The sequence below is a fragment of the Vibrio sinaloensis genome (assembly GCF_023195835.1).
Classification (GTDB): Bacteria; Pseudomonadota; Gammaproteobacteria; order Enterobacterales; family Vibrionaceae; genus Vibrio; species Vibrio sinaloensis_C.
This window is the reverse complement of sequence record NZ_CP096199.1, coordinates 1,045,963-1,063,296: the sequence shown is the minus strand read 5'-3', so window position 1 is coordinate 1,063,296 and position 17,334 is coordinate 1,045,963. Positions and strand designations below refer to the sequence as shown.

General features: G+C 47.4%; 15 protein-coding genes. 5 read left to right on the top strand and 10 right to left on the bottom strand.

Translation table 11 applies throughout. The features are described 5' to 3' along the window. Window positions 1-24 precede the first annotated feature (24 nt). The 7 genes from MTO69_RS05050 to hinT form a co-directional block, all read right to left on the bottom strand. On the bottom strand, window positions 25-1,314 hold the full coding sequence (locus MTO69_RS05050; RefSeq protein ID WP_248331695.1) for an NAD(P)/FAD-dependent oxidoreductase: 1,290 nt from the start codon (window positions 1,312-1,314) through the stop codon (window positions 25-27). A gap of 384 nt (window positions 1,315-1,698) precedes the next feature. Continuing rightward, window positions 1,699-2,238, bottom strand: coding sequence for an alpha/beta hydrolase YcfP (ycfP, locus tag MTO69_RS05045; protein ID WP_248331693.1), 540 nt, complete (start codon window positions 2,236-2,238; stop codon window positions 1,699-1,701). Window positions 2,239-2,338: 100 nt separating this feature from the next. Beyond that, window positions 2,339-3,193, bottom strand: a complete 855-nt coding sequence (locus MTO69_RS05040; protein WP_248331691.1) for a phosphotransferase — start codon at window positions 3,191-3,193, stop codon at window positions 2,339-2,341. A 25-nt stretch (window positions 3,194-3,218) separates the two neighbouring features. Continuing rightward, a complete protein-coding gene (gene lpoB, locus MTO69_RS05035) occupies window positions 3,219-3,809 on the bottom strand; it encodes a penicillin-binding protein activator LpoB (RefSeq protein ID WP_248331689.1) in 591 nt (196 codons plus the stop codon). A 29-nt stretch (window positions 3,810-3,838) separates the two neighbouring features. Then, a complete protein-coding gene (locus MTO69_RS05030) occupies window positions 3,839-4,228 on the bottom strand; it encodes a YcfL family protein (protein WP_248331687.1) in 390 nt (129 codons plus the stop codon). Continuing rightward, window positions 4,225-5,619, bottom strand: coding sequence for a COG3014 family protein (locus tag MTO69_RS05025; RefSeq protein WP_248331685.1), 1,395 nt, complete (start codon window positions 5,617-5,619; stop codon window positions 4,225-4,227). Before MTO69_RS05025 ends, MTO69_RS05030 begins: the two co-directional genes overlap by 4 nt. Window positions 5,620-5,723: 104 nt before the next feature. Further along, on the bottom strand, window positions 5,724-6,074 hold the full coding sequence (gene hinT / locus MTO69_RS05020) for a purine nucleoside phosphoramidase (protein ID WP_248331683.1): 351 nt from the start codon (window positions 6,072-6,074) through the stop codon (window positions 5,724-5,726). A gap of 226 nt (window positions 6,075-6,300) precedes the next feature. On the opposite strand from hinT, the gene MTO69_RS05015 reads away from it, so the two are divergent. Continuing rightward, a complete protein-coding gene (locus tag MTO69_RS05015) occupies window positions 6,301-8,292 on the top strand; it encodes a methyl-accepting chemotaxis protein (protein ID WP_248331681.1) in 1,992 nt (663 codons plus the stop codon). A 143-nt stretch (window positions 8,293-8,435) separates the two neighbouring features. Continuing rightward, window positions 8,436-9,608 carry a DUF1887 family protein gene (locus tag MTO69_RS05010; RefSeq protein WP_248331679.1) on the top strand — a complete coding sequence of 391 codons (1,173 nt, stop codon included), beginning with the start codon at window positions 8,436-8,438 and terminating at the stop codon, window positions 9,606-9,608. Between the two features lie 48 nt (window positions 9,609-9,656). Here MTO69_RS05010 and fadR read toward each other — a convergent pair whose 3' ends face one another. Beyond that, window positions 9,657-10,496, bottom strand: coding sequence for a fatty acid metabolism transcriptional regulator FadR (gene fadR, locus MTO69_RS05005; RefSeq protein WP_248331677.1), 840 nt, complete (start codon window positions 10,494-10,496; stop codon window positions 9,657-9,659). A gap of 669 nt (window positions 10,497-11,165) precedes the next feature. On the opposite strand from fadR, the gene nhaB reads away from it, so the two are divergent. The 3 genes from nhaB to MTO69_RS04990 all read left to right on the top strand — a co-directional run bounded on the left by nhaB (window position 11,166) and on the right by MTO69_RS04990 (window position 13,523). Then, on the top strand, window positions 11,166-12,755 hold the full coding sequence (gene nhaB, locus MTO69_RS05000) for a Na(+)/H(+) antiporter NhaB (RefSeq protein ID WP_248331675.1): 1,590 nt from the start codon (window positions 11,166-11,168) through the stop codon (window positions 12,753-12,755). Between the two features lie 95 nt (window positions 12,756-12,850). After that, window positions 12,851-13,372, top strand: a complete 522-nt coding sequence (gene dsbB, locus MTO69_RS04995; RefSeq protein WP_248331672.1) for a disulfide bond formation protein DsbB — start codon at window positions 12,851-12,853, stop codon at window positions 13,370-13,372. Beyond that, window positions 13,353-13,523, top strand: coding sequence for a hypothetical protein (locus MTO69_RS04990; protein WP_248331671.1), 171 nt, complete (start codon window positions 13,353-13,355; stop codon window positions 13,521-13,523). Before dsbB ends, MTO69_RS04990 begins: the two co-directional genes overlap by 20 nt. Before the next feature lie 186 nt (window positions 13,524-13,709). Here MTO69_RS04990 and MTO69_RS04985 read toward each other — a convergent pair whose 3' ends face one another. Together MTO69_RS04985 and lrp are read right to left on the bottom strand one after the other, a co-directional pair. Beyond that, window positions 13,710-16,538, bottom strand: a complete 2,829-nt coding sequence (locus MTO69_RS04985) for a DNA translocase FtsK (protein ID WP_248331669.1) — start codon at window positions 16,536-16,538, stop codon at window positions 13,710-13,712. 198 nt (window positions 16,539-16,736) lie between these two features. Beyond that, on the bottom strand, window positions 16,737-17,231 hold the full coding sequence (gene lrp, locus MTO69_RS04980) for a leucine-responsive transcriptional regulator Lrp (protein ID WP_004414493.1): 495 nt from the start codon (window positions 17,229-17,231) through the stop codon (window positions 16,737-16,739). Window positions 17,232-17,334 lie beyond the last annotated feature (103 nt).

Below are 17,334 nucleotides of genomic sequence, written 5' to 3'. Positions count from 1 at the left end.
TTTTTGTTGTGTGGTATAGCATGATTAGTGAAGTTTTAGGTTAGGACGCAACACGCGGTTAATCCGCCCCATCAGAATAATCAATGCAGTCTTAAACACACCGTGCAACGCCATTTGGTGTAAGCGATACAACGAGATGTACACCACTCGAGCAATGCGGCCTTCAACCATCATCGAGCCTTTAGTCAGGTTGCCCATCAAGCTACCCACTGTCGAGAAGCGGCTTAGTGACACTAACGACCCCTTGTCTTTATAGACATAAGGTTTGAGTTCACGGCCGTTTAGTTTGGCAACGATGTTAGCAAAGGCTCGACTCGCCATTTGATGTGCCGCTTGCGCACGCGGTGGCACAAAGCTTCCGTCTGCTTGGGTGCACTGCGCCAGATCGCCGATAACAAAAATATCGTCATCGCGCGTGGTTTGTAATGTCTCTTTCACCACCAACTGGTTGATACGGTTAGTTTCAAGCCCTGCTAAATCTTTAATAAAATCAGGCGCTTTAATGCCCGCAGCCCAAACCATAATTTGCGCTGGAATCTTATCCCCATCTTTGGTTACTAGGCCATCGGCTTCCGCTTTGGTCACCATGGTCGCGGTGCGTACATTCACACCTAACTTAGTGAGCTCTTGGTGCGCGGCACCGGAAATACGCGGAGGTAATGCAGGGAGAATGCGCTCACCCGCTTCCACTAAGTTTACATTCAGTTTACTCGAGTCTAGGTCGCCAAAGCCGTAAGTGCGCAGCTCTTTGACTGCATTGTGCAGCTCAGCGGAAAGCTCAACGCCTGTCGCACCTGCGCCAACGATCGCAATGTCAACCGCGCCATTACCATTCTTAGCGTGTAGCTTAAGGAACTGGTTGTTCATTTCAGTGCGGAAACGGTGCGCTTGCTCTGGGCTATCAAGGAAAATGCAGTGCTCTCGCACACCTGGAGTATTAAAATCGTTGGATGTTGAGCCAATTGCCATCACGAGAATGTCGTATTCAAGCTCTCGGCTTGGCATCAGTAATTCGCCGTGATCGTCTTTCAGCTCATGCAGCTTAATGACTTTACGCTCACGGTCGATATCTTGGAGGCTGCCCATTTGAAAATCAAAGTGGTGGTTTTTCGCATGTGCTCGATAACTCAGTGCATCAACCCCTTCATCCAGTGAACCAGTCGCCACTTCGTGCAGCAGTGGCTTCCATAAGTGGCTTGCCTTGCGATCCACTAAGGTGACTTTCGCGCGCCCCTTGCGGCCCAATGTACGTCCCAGTTTGGTGACAAGCTCAAGACCGCCTGCACCGCCGCCTACTACGATAATTCGTGTCACAGCATTTTCCTCAAAACTAATTTTAAATTGACTCAAAACGACAGGTCGCTTTGATGGAATTCTTAATTTTTGGGGTCACCTGAGGAGCGTTTCCGTGCCAGGTGTCAGCCTAGAGATTCGATGATCGATACGCGTCTTGGATAAAAGAGTGAGTCACTCAAAACTAACATTTGTGTTAGTAAACTGTATGGGCAAGTTTTTCTTGCTCTCAATTTTTTTTGATATTTATCAAAAAATTTGTAGTGAAGACATTATATAGGTCAAACCAGCGTACGCAACCAAAGATTACGTTTATCACTGAACTATTTAATGGTTGGAATCACTAACAACAAAAAAAACGACATTTGGTAAAATGTCGCTTTTCGGTTGTCATTGAGTATCGACTTAGCTGTTTTTGAACGCTTTCATCGTTTGCAGATGTTGCGATATCTTTTTGAATTTATGGGTTTGAGTCTCATCCCAAATGATATCGTAGTAGTCTTCAAGCTCTGCTGCGGTTTTGTGATTGTCATGGATCTCATCCTCTCTAGACAATACCACTAAACAGCGCCCTTTATTTTTTGTTCTGAACTCCGACACACACTTAGTCGCAATGTCTTCATACTCTTCAGGCCGATCAATTCGACCTTGCATCGTCAATTCAGGGTGTAGATTGGGATTGAATATCACCTGTTTGATGCCGCATAGAAAGCCGATACGCTCTGACCAGTATCCGCCTAACCCCACACCACAGATCAGTGCCTGTTTGTCACCTGATTGTTCAATCACCTTGTGTACTTCTTTCAACAGATGCTGCATATCGTGCTTAGGATGCAAGGTACTGTAGTTGATGAAACGTACGTCATCGTCGATGAACTGCAATTGCAGCACTTTCTCGTGGTTCCCTGGGCTGGTTGAATCAAAACCATGCAAATAAATAATCATTATAAATCCCCCGCTCCTTGTGCTTTAAATCTACCACGAAAACTAAGGTTTAAAAGCCAGTGGTTTGATATATCTCGGCGTTAGCGCCGAAACAGTGATCTTAACTGCAAAATGTTTGCTCTAGCTGACGGGCTTGGACTAAGTATTGCTCATCCCCCCAAAGCTGATAAGCCAATAGATACCAAAGCATCGCCATCATAGTTGCCCGAGGCTTCCAAGCCATGACGCCTTCCACCCAATCATCAACCCCTTCGATTTCACGCAACTGACAATATCGATACACCGCTTCCAGAGGCTTTTGTTCCATCACATCGATGCTTAAAGTCAAATCCAATCTTGGATCGGCAATAGCGGCATACTCCCAATCAATAACCTTATTGCCGCTCTCGGTCTTGACCATGTTGTATCCCGCCAAGTCGAAGTGACATAAGGTATGGCCCACATCGGCTAAGCTAGGTGCGCTGCGCCAACGTTGATAGATAGACAGGTAAGGTTCACATTGATGTTGTGGATTGAGCTGCATCCAGTAGTGATCAACTCGAGCGGTATAATTAAACGGAGCAACGGGGACGCGGCTGGTGTCCAATGAGTGAATTTTGATCATGGCTTTGAGCAGGGAATCAAACGAGAGTTCATTGGTCAAGGATTGCCCTTCAACCCAATCCACCAGCAGACCCTGGTCGTTAATCAAGCGGGCTTTGGGCGCGATATGGCTGGGCTCAATCGCCGCTAAAATTTGGTACTCTTGGAAGCGCGAGATTGAAAACGCTTTGGTAATTGGTGTGTTTGGTCGCCAAACATAGGCCACGCCTTCTGCCGTAACCACTTTCCAGCATCGGTTGGTCAACCCACCGGTCAGCGTTTGCGCATAAGAAGGCGTCGCAGAGAAGAAATGCTCAAGTGACAATAACGAACGGTCAAGCTGTGTAGCTTCATCCCAAGACATTCTTGCCATCGTGCACCTCTTCCTTGTTATGAGTTTACATGCCTAGAAAACTTTTCGACTCTTGCTTGCGGATTTCTGTCTCGTCCGCCCACTCGATCAAGCCTGTTTCTAGATCCATCAAACGCATGGTCATTTTGTAGTAAACGTCTTTGTCACTGCCAGCGTTTTTAGCGATGCTCGACAGATTGCCGTACAGCATATATTGAGCGCCAACCATTTTGCCGAACTGAATCGCTGTGCTTTGATTAACTAACTCATCGTTGTTTTGGAAGTTCAGTTGATCGCGTACCGACTCAACTCTGTCCATGTCAACAAAGCGGAACTTTCCAGAATTCAACATCTTAGTGCTAATTGTATCAGTGATAGATTCCGTATCGATATGTTCACTGGTTTTATTTTTGATACGTTCAACAAAAACAATAGGCCGCGAGTCACGAGTAATCACGGCAACTGACCCTGACATCATCATGCTGTCGACCATCTCACCGGCAATTTTTTGTAGGTCAGTCGAACCAAAATCAATGGTGGTCGTTTCTACCGCTTGAGCATCACCATAGCTGACTTGATTTGAACAGCCGCCCAAAAGTACCGCCAAACTCAGCAGTGCAATCACACCTTTATTCATTGTTGTTTCCTCAAACTAGTTACTATTAATTATTGATCCAATTGACGAATCTGCACTCGGAACTGGCTACCATTCGGGTTAACCGACACTTCAGAAATGGAAATCTCTTCCGTTCCTCGAATCACCGCCTGACGCCATGGTCCCTGCTTGGTGTTAACCTCTAAGCCCTGTTCGTCATACCAGTAAAAACGATATTGAACGTATTGGTCACCCGAGTAATTACTGACTAAACGAACGACACCACGCGCTCGTCCATCCGCTTCACTGGTCGTGATATCGGCTATCGTTAAGCGCCCAGCCAACACGTTGTCACCAAAAATCACAGTTTGAGAGGCACCATCAATACGCAAGCCTGCGGTGTTCTGAGTACAACCTAGCAGGGTTAATGCCACAACTGCTGAAACTAGCCATTTTTTCATCGTATGTTTCCTAACTGTTTATGCCAAATGATCGAGCTATTACCCTGTCGAGAGAGCCAAACCAACACGGTATGCCCCTGCTCAACGTTAAATGTATAAGTTTGGTCAGCGACTTGCAGTGTCTGCTCTCCGGGCTCAGTTTCTAGACTGGCACTGTAGACCTCTGCGGGTAATGACAACCAACTACGTGTATCGGGCTGCTCTGTCAGGGTGTTCCACACGTTAAACAGCAAATTACCGACATCATCCTCTTTTGCCGCTTGACGTCGCAACTGATCTTTTGCCCACACTCGCAATGCTTGACGAATCACCAACGAAGGCATGCGTTCAGACAAATCTCGCTGGGCCATTAAGTTGATATCGACCAACTCACTTCCAACCAGCGGCGCACCATTTAATTCCAATGCAGCAAATTTCGCCGTCTGCCGCTTGGGATAGTAAGGCAGGGCCATAGTGTACAATGCACCATTGCCGCGACTGTCATACAAAGGTAAAGCTTGCTTCCAGCCTTGCAGCGCCTCAACAACGCCCTGCTCGTCGATAATGATCACTCGACTGCGATCTTGACTTAAATAACCGGCTTTCCCATAGCGCTTTTCTAGTTTACTGAGGTCTTCTTTCATCGCCAGTCGTTTGGCCACTCTTTTGGTGCCATCAATAACTTGAGCATTATCCGGCAACACGGCGAGCGCGCGGCGGTAATCAACATAGGCGCTATTTAAGTCACCATCGGCTTCGTACAACAGCGCAGAAAGATAAAGCAAGTAACCGTTTTGCACTGCTTGCAGCGTCTTGCCTGCATCAGGATAGTTGGACAGTACGCTGCCTAAATTAGGCGTCAAACCTTGTTGCTGCATTTGGCTCTGCGCCGCTTGAAGCTCTTTTTCTCGCTCTTTACGCGCATTTTCTTGGACTTGGTTGGCGCGACGCATCTCGACTAATGCCGCCTCTAGGTCGTTGTTGTAAACGTAGTTTAATCCGAGATACAAGTGAAGAAAGCCGAGCTCATAGTCCGCCGGTTGGTATGATTTGAGATTGTCGTTAACCGCCAAAGCCGACACGCTTTGTGCGCTCTCAGAAAAGGAAATCGTGGCGAGGTCTTGCTGAACGCGAACAGCACTATCACTGGCAGCAAACGCCTGTTGACTGAGAGGATACTGCTGATTGAGCAGGTAAACACGACCTCTCTCAAAGTTATCTAAAACCTCACCAGCAACACTTTCATTTAACGCCTGCTCGGCTGCAGAGTAATCGCCACTGGTTAATGCAAGATGCATTTCACTGTTCTGCTCACTGTAGTGGCTAAAGAGATTGCCGGCGGATAAATTTGCGCAAGCAGAGAGGACGAGTGTGCTCCCTAAAGCCAGAGCGAGTCGAATGTGTTTGTGCACTTCGTACTCCAAGTTGATGGTCAAAAAGCATGGCCAACTGACGCCATGCTCTACATAAAGTGGTTGTAAGACAATCCGTGGTGAACTTGGTTCACAGCCATTTGTCAGCTCATCAGCATTGGGCCTAATGGGCGCCCTCCAACCAAATGCATATGAATGTGGTACACTTCCTGACCACCATGAGGATTACAATTAACAATCAAACGATAGCCGTCTTCAGCAATCCCTTCTTCCTTCGCCAACTTACGCGCAACTACAAACATACGACCCATCACAACCTCGTCTTCCTCTTCAATATCGTTGACTGTGGGAATCAACTTATTCGGAATAATCAAAATATGGCTCGGCGCACGAGGATTAATGTCGCGAAAAGCAGTCACCAAGTCATCTTGATAGACGACATCTGCGGGGATTTCCTTGCGAATAATTTTGCTGAAAATGGTTTCTTCGGCCATGAAGCTCTCCATTAAGAATGAATAAGAGGGAAATTTGACGTTTCGAGTATGCGTCAAGCTTCGCAAGATCACAATAAAAAACAGTGTTCATGTCACTGAAACACAAAAGAGCGTTCTATCAATAATAAAAATTGTCTTGTGCGTCATAAAACGTGTGTCTCGATATCAATACAATGGTTTTCTTTTTGTTACTTTTTTTAGACATTATAATTATAGGGAGAGATCTATGAAGGGCTCAGTGATTAGGCGTATGTACGCGGGCTTTGCATTGATCATCATTATGTTCATCGTCACGACACTGATGATGATGCGAGGAATGCAACAGATCCACACCAACTTCGAGGATGTATCCAACACCTCACTGCCACTTGTCAATCAATCTAATCAAACCAGCGTTGCGCTACTGTCTGCTGACAAATTGTTTAAAGACTTTCTGACCACACAGAGCTTTGAGCGTATGGAACAGCTAGCCGCTGAGTTTGGGAAAACCAAAGAAGCGTATCGCAGCCAACTGCTCGCACTAGAACAAGTTAGTGCTGGGCAACCAGAATTAGAGCAGTCGATTGCAGAACTCAAGCTGATGGAAACCAGCTACTTTGCTGAAGCAGAGCAAGCTATGGGTAACTACCGCGATATGTTTGAAGCGCAAGCACAAGTTCAAAAATCAACGCGTCAGTTTCAACGCCTGCATTCAGACCTCAGTGTCGGCATGAAAGAGTATGTTGATGATCAGAGTAGTATTTCCGTCAAGGTGATGGCGAAAAGCTATTTTATTAAACTCAAAGACGCTGAAGTCACCACATCAGATGCACTTGCGAGCAGTGATACAGAATTTGTTACTCAAGCGGTTGCCAAAAACAAAAAGGCCGTGACTCACCTCAACTACGCCTACCGTGGCCTAAGTACACAAATGCCTGAAATCAAAAACGCGTTTGACGAATCTGTCCAACAGTTTACTCGTGATATTGGCCAAAAAGGCGGCGTACTTGACCAACATAGCGCCTACTTGCTGGCGAAAGACGCCCTGTATGAAAACATTGCTAACCTAACTCAGCAAGTTGACGCGACGATGGCGCTGCTAAAATCATTCAGTCAATATGCAGAGCAAGGACTAGCAGATTCGCTCAATGAAGCTGGTACTGTGTACGAGCAAGGCGTTGTCCGTTCTATTGCAATAGGCGCTGTGGTTATTTTGATGGCCCTAGCGATTGGCTACCACATTGCACACAGTGTGCGCGAGCCGCTAACTCGTATCCTAAGTACGCTTGAGTCATTGACCCAAGGCGATATGACCAAGCGAATTGAGATTCGCTACAACAACGAGTTTAGCCGCGTGAGCAATCACATTAATTCGTTGGCCGACAATCTGCACGGTATTCTGGTCAAGCTCAACGATGCGTCAGACAACTTGACACAAACAGCCGCAACTAACCAACAAACATCTTCGCAAGCACAGAGTCAGCTCAGTCAGCAACGTGAGCAAACCGCTAACGTCGCCACAGCAATGACAGAGATGGCGCATTCAGTGCAAGAAGTCGCTCAAAGTGCGCAAAACTCGCAACAGATGGTTGAACGAGTTGAGCAGGCTTCAGAGTCTGGTCGTCAAATCATGGGCACTAACATCACCACCATTAACCAGTTAGAGACGCGTCTCAACGAATCAGTGGACGCGGTGAAAGACTTGCAAGCGATGAGCAGCCAAATTGGTACTATTCTCGATGTGATTCGAAATATCGCCGAACAAACCAATCTATTGGCACTCAATGCGGCTATCGAAGCGGCTCGTGCCGGAGAGCAAGGTCGAGGCTTTGCCGTAGTGGCAGATGAAGTGCGAGTTCTTGCTCAACGAACCACTGAATCGACCAGTGAAATTGAAAGCATGATCAGCAACTTGCAATCAAGCTCTGCATCAGCGAATAAGGTGATTCAAAGTTGTATGGATGACATGGAACTCTCTGTTGAGCAAGCGTCGAGTGCCAACAGTGCGATGGAAGAGATCCAAGGTTTGATTCTAGAAATCAGTCAGATGAGTGGCCACATCTCCCAAGCCGCTGCTGAGCAGAGTGAAACCACTGGTGATATTGCTCGCAACATCGAAGAGATTAACCTTATCGCCGATAGCAGCTATCAAGCGATGGCTCAGATTGCCCAAACCAGCAATAATCTCTCTTCGCTGGCGAATCAGCAAGGTGAGCTGGTGCATCGATTTAAGCTTTGATAAGTCAAAGGATTGTCATTTATTGACCAAGGGCGACTATTTTCTATAGTCGCCCTTGTTTTTTATTCCCTGTGTCATTATATGGTTAATAGGCTTGCCGACTTTTCTGTAACCTTTTCGCAAGCCAACCATGAGGAATTTATATGGCAGTTCATGTTGGCATTATCGACCAAGATCCTATTCGCTTGGTGACGCCACTGCTTGATAACCGCACGATCAGCAACCACATTGTTTTTGTCGGCGTCCAAGCTCAACAAGATATGTATCAGCGCCTTAACAGCGTATTAGCGAAAAGAAACATCACCTCCGAATTTTTCGAAATTCCAAACGTTGCCACTACATCCAAGATTAAGCAGGCAATTTATCGGCTAGCGGAAGATCTTAAAACCCGTGGTCAAGAAGTTAAACTCAACGCCAGCTGTGGTCTGCGTCATCGTTTACTCTCTGTGTACGAAATTTTCCGCAGTTATCACTGGCCGATTTTTGTCGTAGAGCCAAGCAGCGACCGTCTTTGTTGGCTCTACCCTGATGGTCATGAAGACACTCAGGTTCAAGACCGAATCACCATAGACGAATATCTCACCATCTTTGGTGCTCGCGGCGAATTCAGTGACCACCAACTACCTCCACTACTCGATCAAAAACTGTACGAGCTGGGTGAGCGCTGGGCGAGCAATGCATTAGAGCTCGGGCCAGGACTGGCCACACTGAACTACCTTGCAACCACTTGCCGTAAAGAGCAACGTCTTGATGTGGCACTATCCGAGAAGCAGCAAGGTTACCGAGAGCTGAACATGCTATTAAACGATTTGGTCGAAACAGACATCGCGACCTATCATGATGGCGTGCTCACCTTTGCCAATGAAGATGCCCGTCGCTTCTCAAATGGCGAATGGCTAGAAACGCTAGTACACAGCACGGTCCGGCAGATACAACAAGACATGCCAACCATTCAGGATCGTTCACTCAATGTTCAAGTGTATCGTCAACTTGGTGATCGCGAAGTTCGAAATGAATTGGATGTTGCGTCGGTGGTCAACAATAAGCTGCACATCATCGAATGCAAAACCAAAGGCATGCGCGACGATGGTGACGACACTCTTTATAAACTTGAGTCGCTGCGCGATCTGTTGGGCGGTCTGCAAGCTCGCGCGATGCTGGTCAGTTTCCGTCCACTGCGCCACAACGACATTACCCGTGCAGAAGACCTCGGTTTAGCCTTGATTGGTCCAGACGAGCTTAAAGACCTTAAGCGCCATCTTAGCCAGTGGTTTACAGAAGCAGGTGGCAGTGAAGAAGAGTGTGCCGATTGCTAGTCGAGATATCACAGCCAATAAAAAACCGCCATCCGGCGGTTTTTTATGTTAGCTATCATCTTCGGTGAAGTTGGTTGGTAGCGTCGTCTTCATCTGATTCCAGATTTGCGCGCTTTCGATACCATAGTGACGTACCACAACCAAAATTTGCTCTCGGTTACCCGTTTGACACACTTCCAATAGGTCTCGATAGAAAGTCAACGCCAACTGGCGTGCTTCTGGGTTAGAAAAGTAGTAACTGCCGACGCGATCGTAAAGCTTTTTCAAACCATTAAAGATCAAACCGTAAATCTGATTCCCAGAGTGGAAAGCTAGGCGCTGAAACAACATGTAATCATAGAAATTGAACGTCTTAGCCACCAGCGCGGCTTGTCGCTTGATCTCATCTTTTTCACCATCATCCTTAACATGCTGACGAATCTTATCAGCGTAAGGGGAGGTTTCCATAAACTGGTCCCACGAGTCAGCACTGATGAGCGCTTCACACGACGAAATCACGTTAGTGATGGTTTTCTCCGCTGCTTCTTTATTCGCTTTGAACGCATAGCGCATAAAGATAGGACTGATGTTGGTACGTGCTGCCAGTAGATCTTCAACGATAGAGGTGGCGTTTTCTGCGTCTAACGTCATTAACGTATCAAGAATGTGCAGACCTGACGTCTCCATGAACTGGTTGACTCGGGTGGGTTTTCCATGTTGGATCGTCAACCAACCATCTCGAGCGAGTCGTTGCAACACTTCACGCAAGGTAGTGCGAGTTACGCCAATTAATTCAGAGAGCTCACGTTCTGCTGGTAAGATAGAACCAGGAGGGAAGCGCCCTTTCCAAATACTTTCAATAATGTATTTCTCAGCGAATCCTGCAGGGCTCTTTGCCTTGATGACCATTTATATTTAATCCAAACTTATCTTTATGGGTCCAATGCAACTCATCATACCACTAGTTATTCGATATCGAAAACCATCACGCAGTAAACGTGGCGTAAAACCACAATAGAGTTAATACTCTAAGTCTATGCAGATTTATTAGCTTGATATTCGATGCTTAGATCTATCTATTTCTCATTTTAACAAGTTAAAAACATCGCTTAGCCCCCATGAAGATTACTATCATGCTTGAAATGTTAGATTGAAAAAATGCAAAATACCTACTCATTTCCATTCAGAACTATCACATATTCTTTCTTATTCACTAGTTTCACGGCTTTGCTTGCACTAACACCCGCTTTTAACAACTCTTAGTCTCGCTTAACGCAACTTTGATCGCGTTTTTAAACAAAAGTTAGCGTTCAGAATCGCTAATCCAATTTTCTAATTGACTAAATTTCGTTGGAGAGTAGAGTGGCGACCGAAGTAAGGAGTGCTTGTCTTTCTCAGGGAGTGACTTGGCAAGACCACATGATTGTGAACAGAATGTTGTTTTTCTAAGTCACTGTTGCATCGGGTTCATTTTCGACGCAGAAACGTTTCTCGTTTTTCTATTTGTCTCTCAACGCCCGACAATGGATACAAGCATGCGCAGTGTCTATTCATAACAACATTAAGAGTATCTAAATCATGCCGATGTCACTCGGAAATGCATTTATTAAGAACTTTCTTGGTAAAGCCCCAGATTGGTACAAAGTTGCCATCATTTCATTTCTTGTTATTAACCCGATTGTTTTCTTTCTGATTGACCCGTTCGTCGCTGGTTGGTTGCTGGTCGCTGAGTTCATTTTTACTCTGGCGATGGCACTGAAGTGTTACCCACTGCAACCGGGCGGCCTATTAGCGATACAAGCCATTGCGATTGGCATGACCAGCGCAGACCAAGTTAAACACGAACTAGTGGCCAACATCGAAGTGCTGCTGCTACTGGTGTTCATGGTGGCAGGCATCTACTTTATGAAACAGCTGTTGCTGTTTATCTTCACTAAGATCCTGCTCGGTATTCGTTCAAAAAGTATGCTTTCGCTTGCGTTCTGTTTCGCAGCTGCGTTCCTTTCTGCATTCTTAGATGCACTAACGGTTATCGCCGTGGTGATCAGCGTCGCGATTGGCTTTTACGCGATTTACCACAAGGTGGCATCGGGTCAAGGACCGCACTCTGCTCATGACCATACGCAAGATGACCACCTTTCTGAACTTACCCGTGACGACTTAGAGAACTATCGTGCGTTTCTACGCTCACTGCTGATGCATGCGGGTGTGGGTACGGCTCTAGGTGGCGTAATGACCATGGTCGGTGAACCACAAAACCTTATCATCGCTGATCAAGCGGGCTGGGAATTCGGTGAGTTTATCGTGCGCATGTTGCCAGTCACCGCGCCGGTGTTTGTTTTTGGCCTTTTGACCTGTGTCCTAGTTGAGAAACTGAAGGTATTTGGCTACGGCGCTCGCCTACCAGATAACGTACGCCAAATCCTAATCGACTTTGACAATGAAGAACGTAAGAACCGCACTAATCAAGACGTGGCCAAACTTTGGGTTCAAGGCATTATCGCGGTATGGCTGATCATTGGTCTGGCGCTACACCTAGCAGCCGTTGGTCTGATTGGTCTGTCTGTGATTATTCTAGCTACCTCATTTACCGGCATCATCGAAGAGCACTCATTAGGCAAAGCGTTTGAAGAAGCGCTGCCCTTTACTGCCCTACTCGCAGTGTTCTTCTCTATCGTCGCCGTGATCATCGACCAAGAACTATTTAAACCGGTCATCGACTTGGTACTCAACGTCGAAGACAAAGGCACTCAGTTGGCCCTGTTCTATGTCGCCAACGGTCTGCTGTCGATGGTGTCAGATAACGTGTTTGTCGGTACTGTATACATTAACGAAGTCAAAGCGGCCCTTATCGAAGGACAGATCACACGCGACCAGTTCGACCTACTGGCAGTGGCGATCAACACCGGTACCAACTTACCATCAGTTGCCACTCCAAACGGTCAAGCCGCCTTCCTGTTCTTGCTCACTTCAGCATTGGCACCACTGATTAGACTCTCGTACGGTCGTATGGTGGTAATGGCACTACCGTACACGGTCGTATTGGCCCTGGTCGGTATGTTCGGCATCGTATTTTTCGTCGAGCCGATGACCGCTTGGTTCTACGACGCTGGCTGGATTTCACACCACATTGGTGAAGCGACGCCAGTTCTGTCTAGCGGCCATTAATTGAAACAAGTCGAAAGTTTTTGTTGCTCAAGAAACTTTTCCACGCTAAAAAGCTCTGATTAGTCAGAGCTTTTTTATTACTACAGGATATCAGTGTGAACATTCTTGCCACTCTCAATACTTTTTCCAAGGGGCGTCTATCCTGGGCGTTGCTGCTTTTATTCGTGGTCTTCTTTGAAGCGTGTGCGCTCTTCTTTCAACACGTGATGATGCTATCACCTTGTGTGATGTGTATTTATGAGCGCGTAGCGATGCTGGGAATCGGCGGCGCAGCAATTGTCGGCCTTATTGCGCCACACAACCCAATCATTCGCTGGTTAGGTTTGGGGCTCTGGGGTGCCAGTGCCTATAAAGGGCTTGCGCTATCGATGCAGCACGTCGACTATCAATTTAATCCATCCCCCTTTGCCACGTGCGACCTATTTGTCACCTTCCCTGATTGGGCCCCTTTGAACCAATGGGCGCCTTGGATGTTCGAAGCCTACGGTGACTGTAGCAAGATCGTTTGGCAGTTCTTGACTCTGTCGATGCCACAGTGGCTGGTCGTCATTTTTGCCGGTAACCTAGCGGCACTGGCGGTGATTGTTGTCGCGCAATTTGTCAAAGGTAGAAAATAGAAGCGAGAAGCGAGAAGCGAGAAGCGAGAAGCGAGAAGCGAGAAGCGAGAAGCGAGAAGCGAGAAGCGAGAAGCGAGAAGCGAGAAGCGAGAAGCGAGAAGCGAGAAGCGAGAAGCGAGAAGCGAGAAGCGAGAAAATCTTGGAAGGTTGACGTGAAGGCGTCAACCTTTTTTTCTGTCTTTTAGACATAACTCCCTAACAAAAAATTCAGTGCCAGAGACTTACTCATTAGCTATAACGCGCCCTCTCGAAGGGCGAAGCCCGATCTCGGAGCGAAGCACTCTAGCCCCTCGCAGGACGAAGTCCGCTCTCAAACGGCGAAGCCCGTTCTTTAGCACTAGTTCATCTCTCGCCCGGGCGCAGGCGCTAACACCTCTCGGTTGCCGTTGTGACCTGGCGCACTGACAATGCCCTGAGCTTCCAATTGCTCAACAATACGCGCCGCACGGTTATAACCGATCTTAAAACGACGTTGCACACCAGACACCGACCCGCGGCGCGATTGCACAACGTGCTCTACCACTTGGTCAAACAGTGGGTCCATCTCCTCGTCGGCCTCTGACTTTTCACCAGGCAGTAGCGCTTCTGGGCCTTGGTCACCGTTGGTGATTTCTTCGATATAGTTTGGCTTACCGCGCGCTTTCCAGTTATTCACCACCGCATGAACATCATCATCTGAGGCAAAGGCACCATGTACACGGACCGTATGACTTGAGCCTGGTGGCAAGTACAGCATGTCACCCATGCCCAGCAGTGATTCTGCGCCACCTTGATCAAGAATGGTGCGTGAGTCGGTTTTGGTCGAAACAGTAAACGCCACGCGAGTTGGGATGTTAGCTTTAATCAAGCCAGTGATCACATCTACTGATGGACGCTGAGTGGCCAAAATCAGGTGAATACCCGCCGCACGGGCCTTCTGTGCCAAACGGGCAATTAACTCTTCAACCTTTTTACCCACGACCATCATCAGGTCAGCGAATTCATCAACGATGACGACAATGTAAGGGAGCTTCTCAAGCAGTGGCGCTTGTTCGTCCATGCTATCGCCAGGTTGCCATAACGGATCATGAATCGGGTGTCCGGCCTCAGCGGCCATTTTAAGCTTATCGTTGAAGCCTTTGATATTGCGCACGCCGAGTGCAGACATCAGCTTGTAGCGACGCTCCATCTCGCCAACACACCAACGTAGTGCATTGGATGCATCTTTCATATCTGTGACCACTTCAGAAAGCAGATGAGGAATCCCCTCGTACACCGACAATTCCAGCATTTTCGGATCGATCATGATAAATCGGACGTCTTCAGGTGTCGCCTTATACAGCATACTCAGAATCATCACATTGACCCCAACCGACTTACCCGAGCCAGTGGTACCTGCCACCAAAACATGAGGCATTTTAGAGAGATCCGCCACGACCGCTTCACCCGCTATATCTTGGCCCAGCACTACCGTAGTCGGTGATTTGGCCTCGATAAATTGTTGACTGCCCACTACATCAGAGAAGAAAACGGTTTGACGACTCATATTCGGCAATTCAAGGCCCACGTAAGGTTTACCCGGGATGACTTCAACAACACGCACCGCCATGGCTGATAGTGAGCGTGCTAAGTCCATCGACAGGCTCGAGATACGGCTGACTTTTACCCCAGGAGCCAGGTCTAATTCAAATCTGGTAATGACCGGGCCTGGAAAAATATCAACCACGGTGGCTTGAATTTTGTAGTCCGCCAGCTTGGCTTCGACTAGGCGTGCGATGTGTTCTAGTGCGTCGCGATCAATGAAGTTCTCGCGCTTCTCTGGATGATACAACAGCTCTAGGGTCGGCATTGGCTCAGCCGGCTTAGGTAAGTTCGGTTCTTGCTGTACCAAGAATGGGTTTTGCTGCGCCGCGACTTTCGCTTGCGCTTCTTCAACAAGGCTATGTAACGCCGCTGCATCTTGATCCTGTTCTGGATGACTGAGAGGTGTTTCGTCATCTTCAACATCCTCAGCAACGTCAAACGAAGAGATAGTCGGCTGCTGACTCTCCTGATCAGGTTCAATTTCAGTAGAAATCTGATCGAGCTCTTGTTCACTGATGGTTGGTTGGAGAATGCTCTCTTCCACCGTATCTTGCTGCCAAGGTAACGATTCTGGCTCAGGCTCAACGTCCAATTGGGAGGCCGTTTCAGATTGTTGAACGGACTGCGGTGTCTCTGCTTCGAATGACGCCATATCGCCTTGGCTAAGCGCCGCTTGCTCTAACTCTTCAATAGTGGCATTCAAATTTTGTGGGCACTCAGCCTCGACGTCCACTTGTGAAGAAAGCTGGGGCTCACTGTGCGCGCTTGTATCAACCTTACTCGCAGCAACCGCTGCCTCTGGCATATGGATATTGAAACGACGCGGCGAATCAGGCTCTGTGTCTGGCGCTAGCGCCACCTGCTCAGTAATAGGCTGCTCTGGCTCGGATGGTTGGTGCTGCGATGGGTCGAACTCTTGTTGATGATTTAGCTCAGCTTGGATCACTTCATTGTCACGACCGCAGAGTTTGTTGACCGCTGCTGTGACGAAAGCGATGGTTTTCTCGCCCAACCAGTCAACGATGGTTAGCCAAGATATACCCGTTAATAAGGTAAATCCTGCGCCCCACAGAAACAGGAAAACTAACGTGGTGCCAAGCAGATTGAGCGTAGGTAACGCCAGACTGGTTAGTACATCACCAATCACACCACCTGATGAGAAATACCAAATATCGTCAAAGTTGATGTCCGCTAGGCCACAACTGGTCAAAATAAGGATGGTTAACCCCAGCAAACGGGTGCCCCACAACATCAAATCAAGCGGATCGTCCGCATCACGTTTACGTAATAGTGCCCAGGCAGTCACGCTGATCACAAAAGGCAGCACATAGGCTAGCGAGCCAAAAGTAAAAAACAGGGTGTCGGCAAGCCAAGCGCCCACGATACCACCGGCATTGTTAATCTCTCCGCCCCACGAGGTCTGCGACCATGAAGGGTCAGCCGCGCTAAAGCTAAACAACGCCACCGCAAGCAGGATTGACGCAAGCACAACCACAATCAAGCTACACTCTTGAAGGCGCTGCGGGCCAGTAAGACGAACAGTCTGCGCGTCTTCCCCGGTTTTAATGATGGTTTCCACTTTATTTTTGGTCTCTTTGAACATAACCAACTGTATCTTTAAATGACGCCAAACTGTCCGAGTTTGGAATTAATACCAAACAGCATAAAAAACAAGAAAAAAATAGTCCGAGCAGCCATGCTGCTCGGACTATCGATTTAACCATATCAAGGGCAAAAACCCAATTGCTTAACGTCAGAATATGGAAAGCTATTCAGACTTATCGCCAATGCTGCTGCATCGTTAACGGGTTTTGATCACCAACTGATTCGTTTGCTTCACTTCTTCCATTACCACGTAGGTGCGAGTGTCGTTTACGCCCGGAAGACGTAGCAGGGTATCACCTAGCAATTTGCGGTAAGCGCTCATGTCAGATACACGAGTTTTCAATAAGTAGTCGAAGTCACCGGAAACAAGATGACATTCTTGGATGTCATCCAGTTTCTGTACCGCAGTATTGAACTGCTCAAATACATCTGGCGCACCACGATTTAACGTAATTTCAACAAATACCAGCAGCGATGCGTCTAGGTATTGAGGGTTTAGCAACGCAGTATAGCCCGTGATATATCCCTGACGTTCTAATCGACGGACACGTTCCAAACACGGCGTGGGAGAAAGCCCGACGCGCTTCGATAACTCTACATTCGAAATACGACCATCTTTTTGCAACTCATTAAGAATGTTGCGGTCGATACGGTCTAGATCCTTGGACGGCTTTTTATTGTTGTCTGCCATTTTTTATTCCACCTTATTACTTCCTTGCAAAAAAATATACTACAACTTTTTAATATTCAGTATCAAATTTTATTTAAACCTATCTATACTAGATATTAATTCG

What these genes read in the sequence shown, in the direction of transcription:
- ycfP (WP_248331693.1), bottom strand. Translation starts at nt 2,238, where the DNA reads ATGATTATTTATTTGCATGGTTTTGATTCAACCAGCCCAGGGAACCAC.
- MTO69_RS05040 (WP_248331691.1), bottom strand. Translation starts at nt 3,193, where the DNA reads ATGGCAAGAATGTCTTGGGATGAAGCTACACAGCTTGACCGTTCGTTA.
- lpoB (WP_248331689.1), bottom strand. Translation starts at nt 3,809, where the DNA reads ATGAATAAAGGTGTGATTGCACTGCTGAGTTTGGCGGTACTTTTGGGC.
- MTO69_RS05030 (WP_248331687.1), bottom strand. Translation starts at nt 4,228, where the DNA reads ATGAAAAAATGGCTAGTTTCAGCAGTTGTGGCATTAACCCTGCTAGGT.
- hinT (WP_248331683.1), bottom strand. Translation starts at nt 6,074, where the DNA reads ATGGCCGAAGAAACCATTTTCAGCAAAATTATTCGCAAGGAAATCCCC.
- MTO69_RS05015 (WP_248331681.1), top strand. Translation starts at nt 6,301, where the DNA reads ATGAAGGGCTCAGTGATTAGGCGTATGTACGCGGGCTTTGCATTGATC.
- MTO69_RS05010 (WP_248331679.1), top strand. Translation starts at nt 8,436, where the DNA reads ATGGCAGTTCATGTTGGCATTATCGACCAAGATCCTATTCGCTTGGTG.
- fadR (WP_248331677.1), bottom strand. Translation starts at nt 10,496, where the DNA reads ATGGTCATCAAGGCAAAGAGCCCTGCAGGATTCGCTGAGAAATACATT.
- nhaB (WP_248331675.1), top strand. Translation starts at nt 11,166, where the DNA reads ATGCCGATGTCACTCGGAAATGCATTTATTAAGAACTTTCTTGGTAAA.
- MTO69_RS04985 (WP_248331669.1), bottom strand. Translation starts at nt 16,538, where the DNA reads ATGTTCAAAGAGACCAAAAATAAAGTGGAAACCATCATTAAAACCGGG.
- lrp (WP_004414493.1), bottom strand. Translation starts at nt 17,231, where the DNA reads ATGGCAGACAACAATAAAAAGCCGTCCAAGGATCTAGACCGTATCGAC.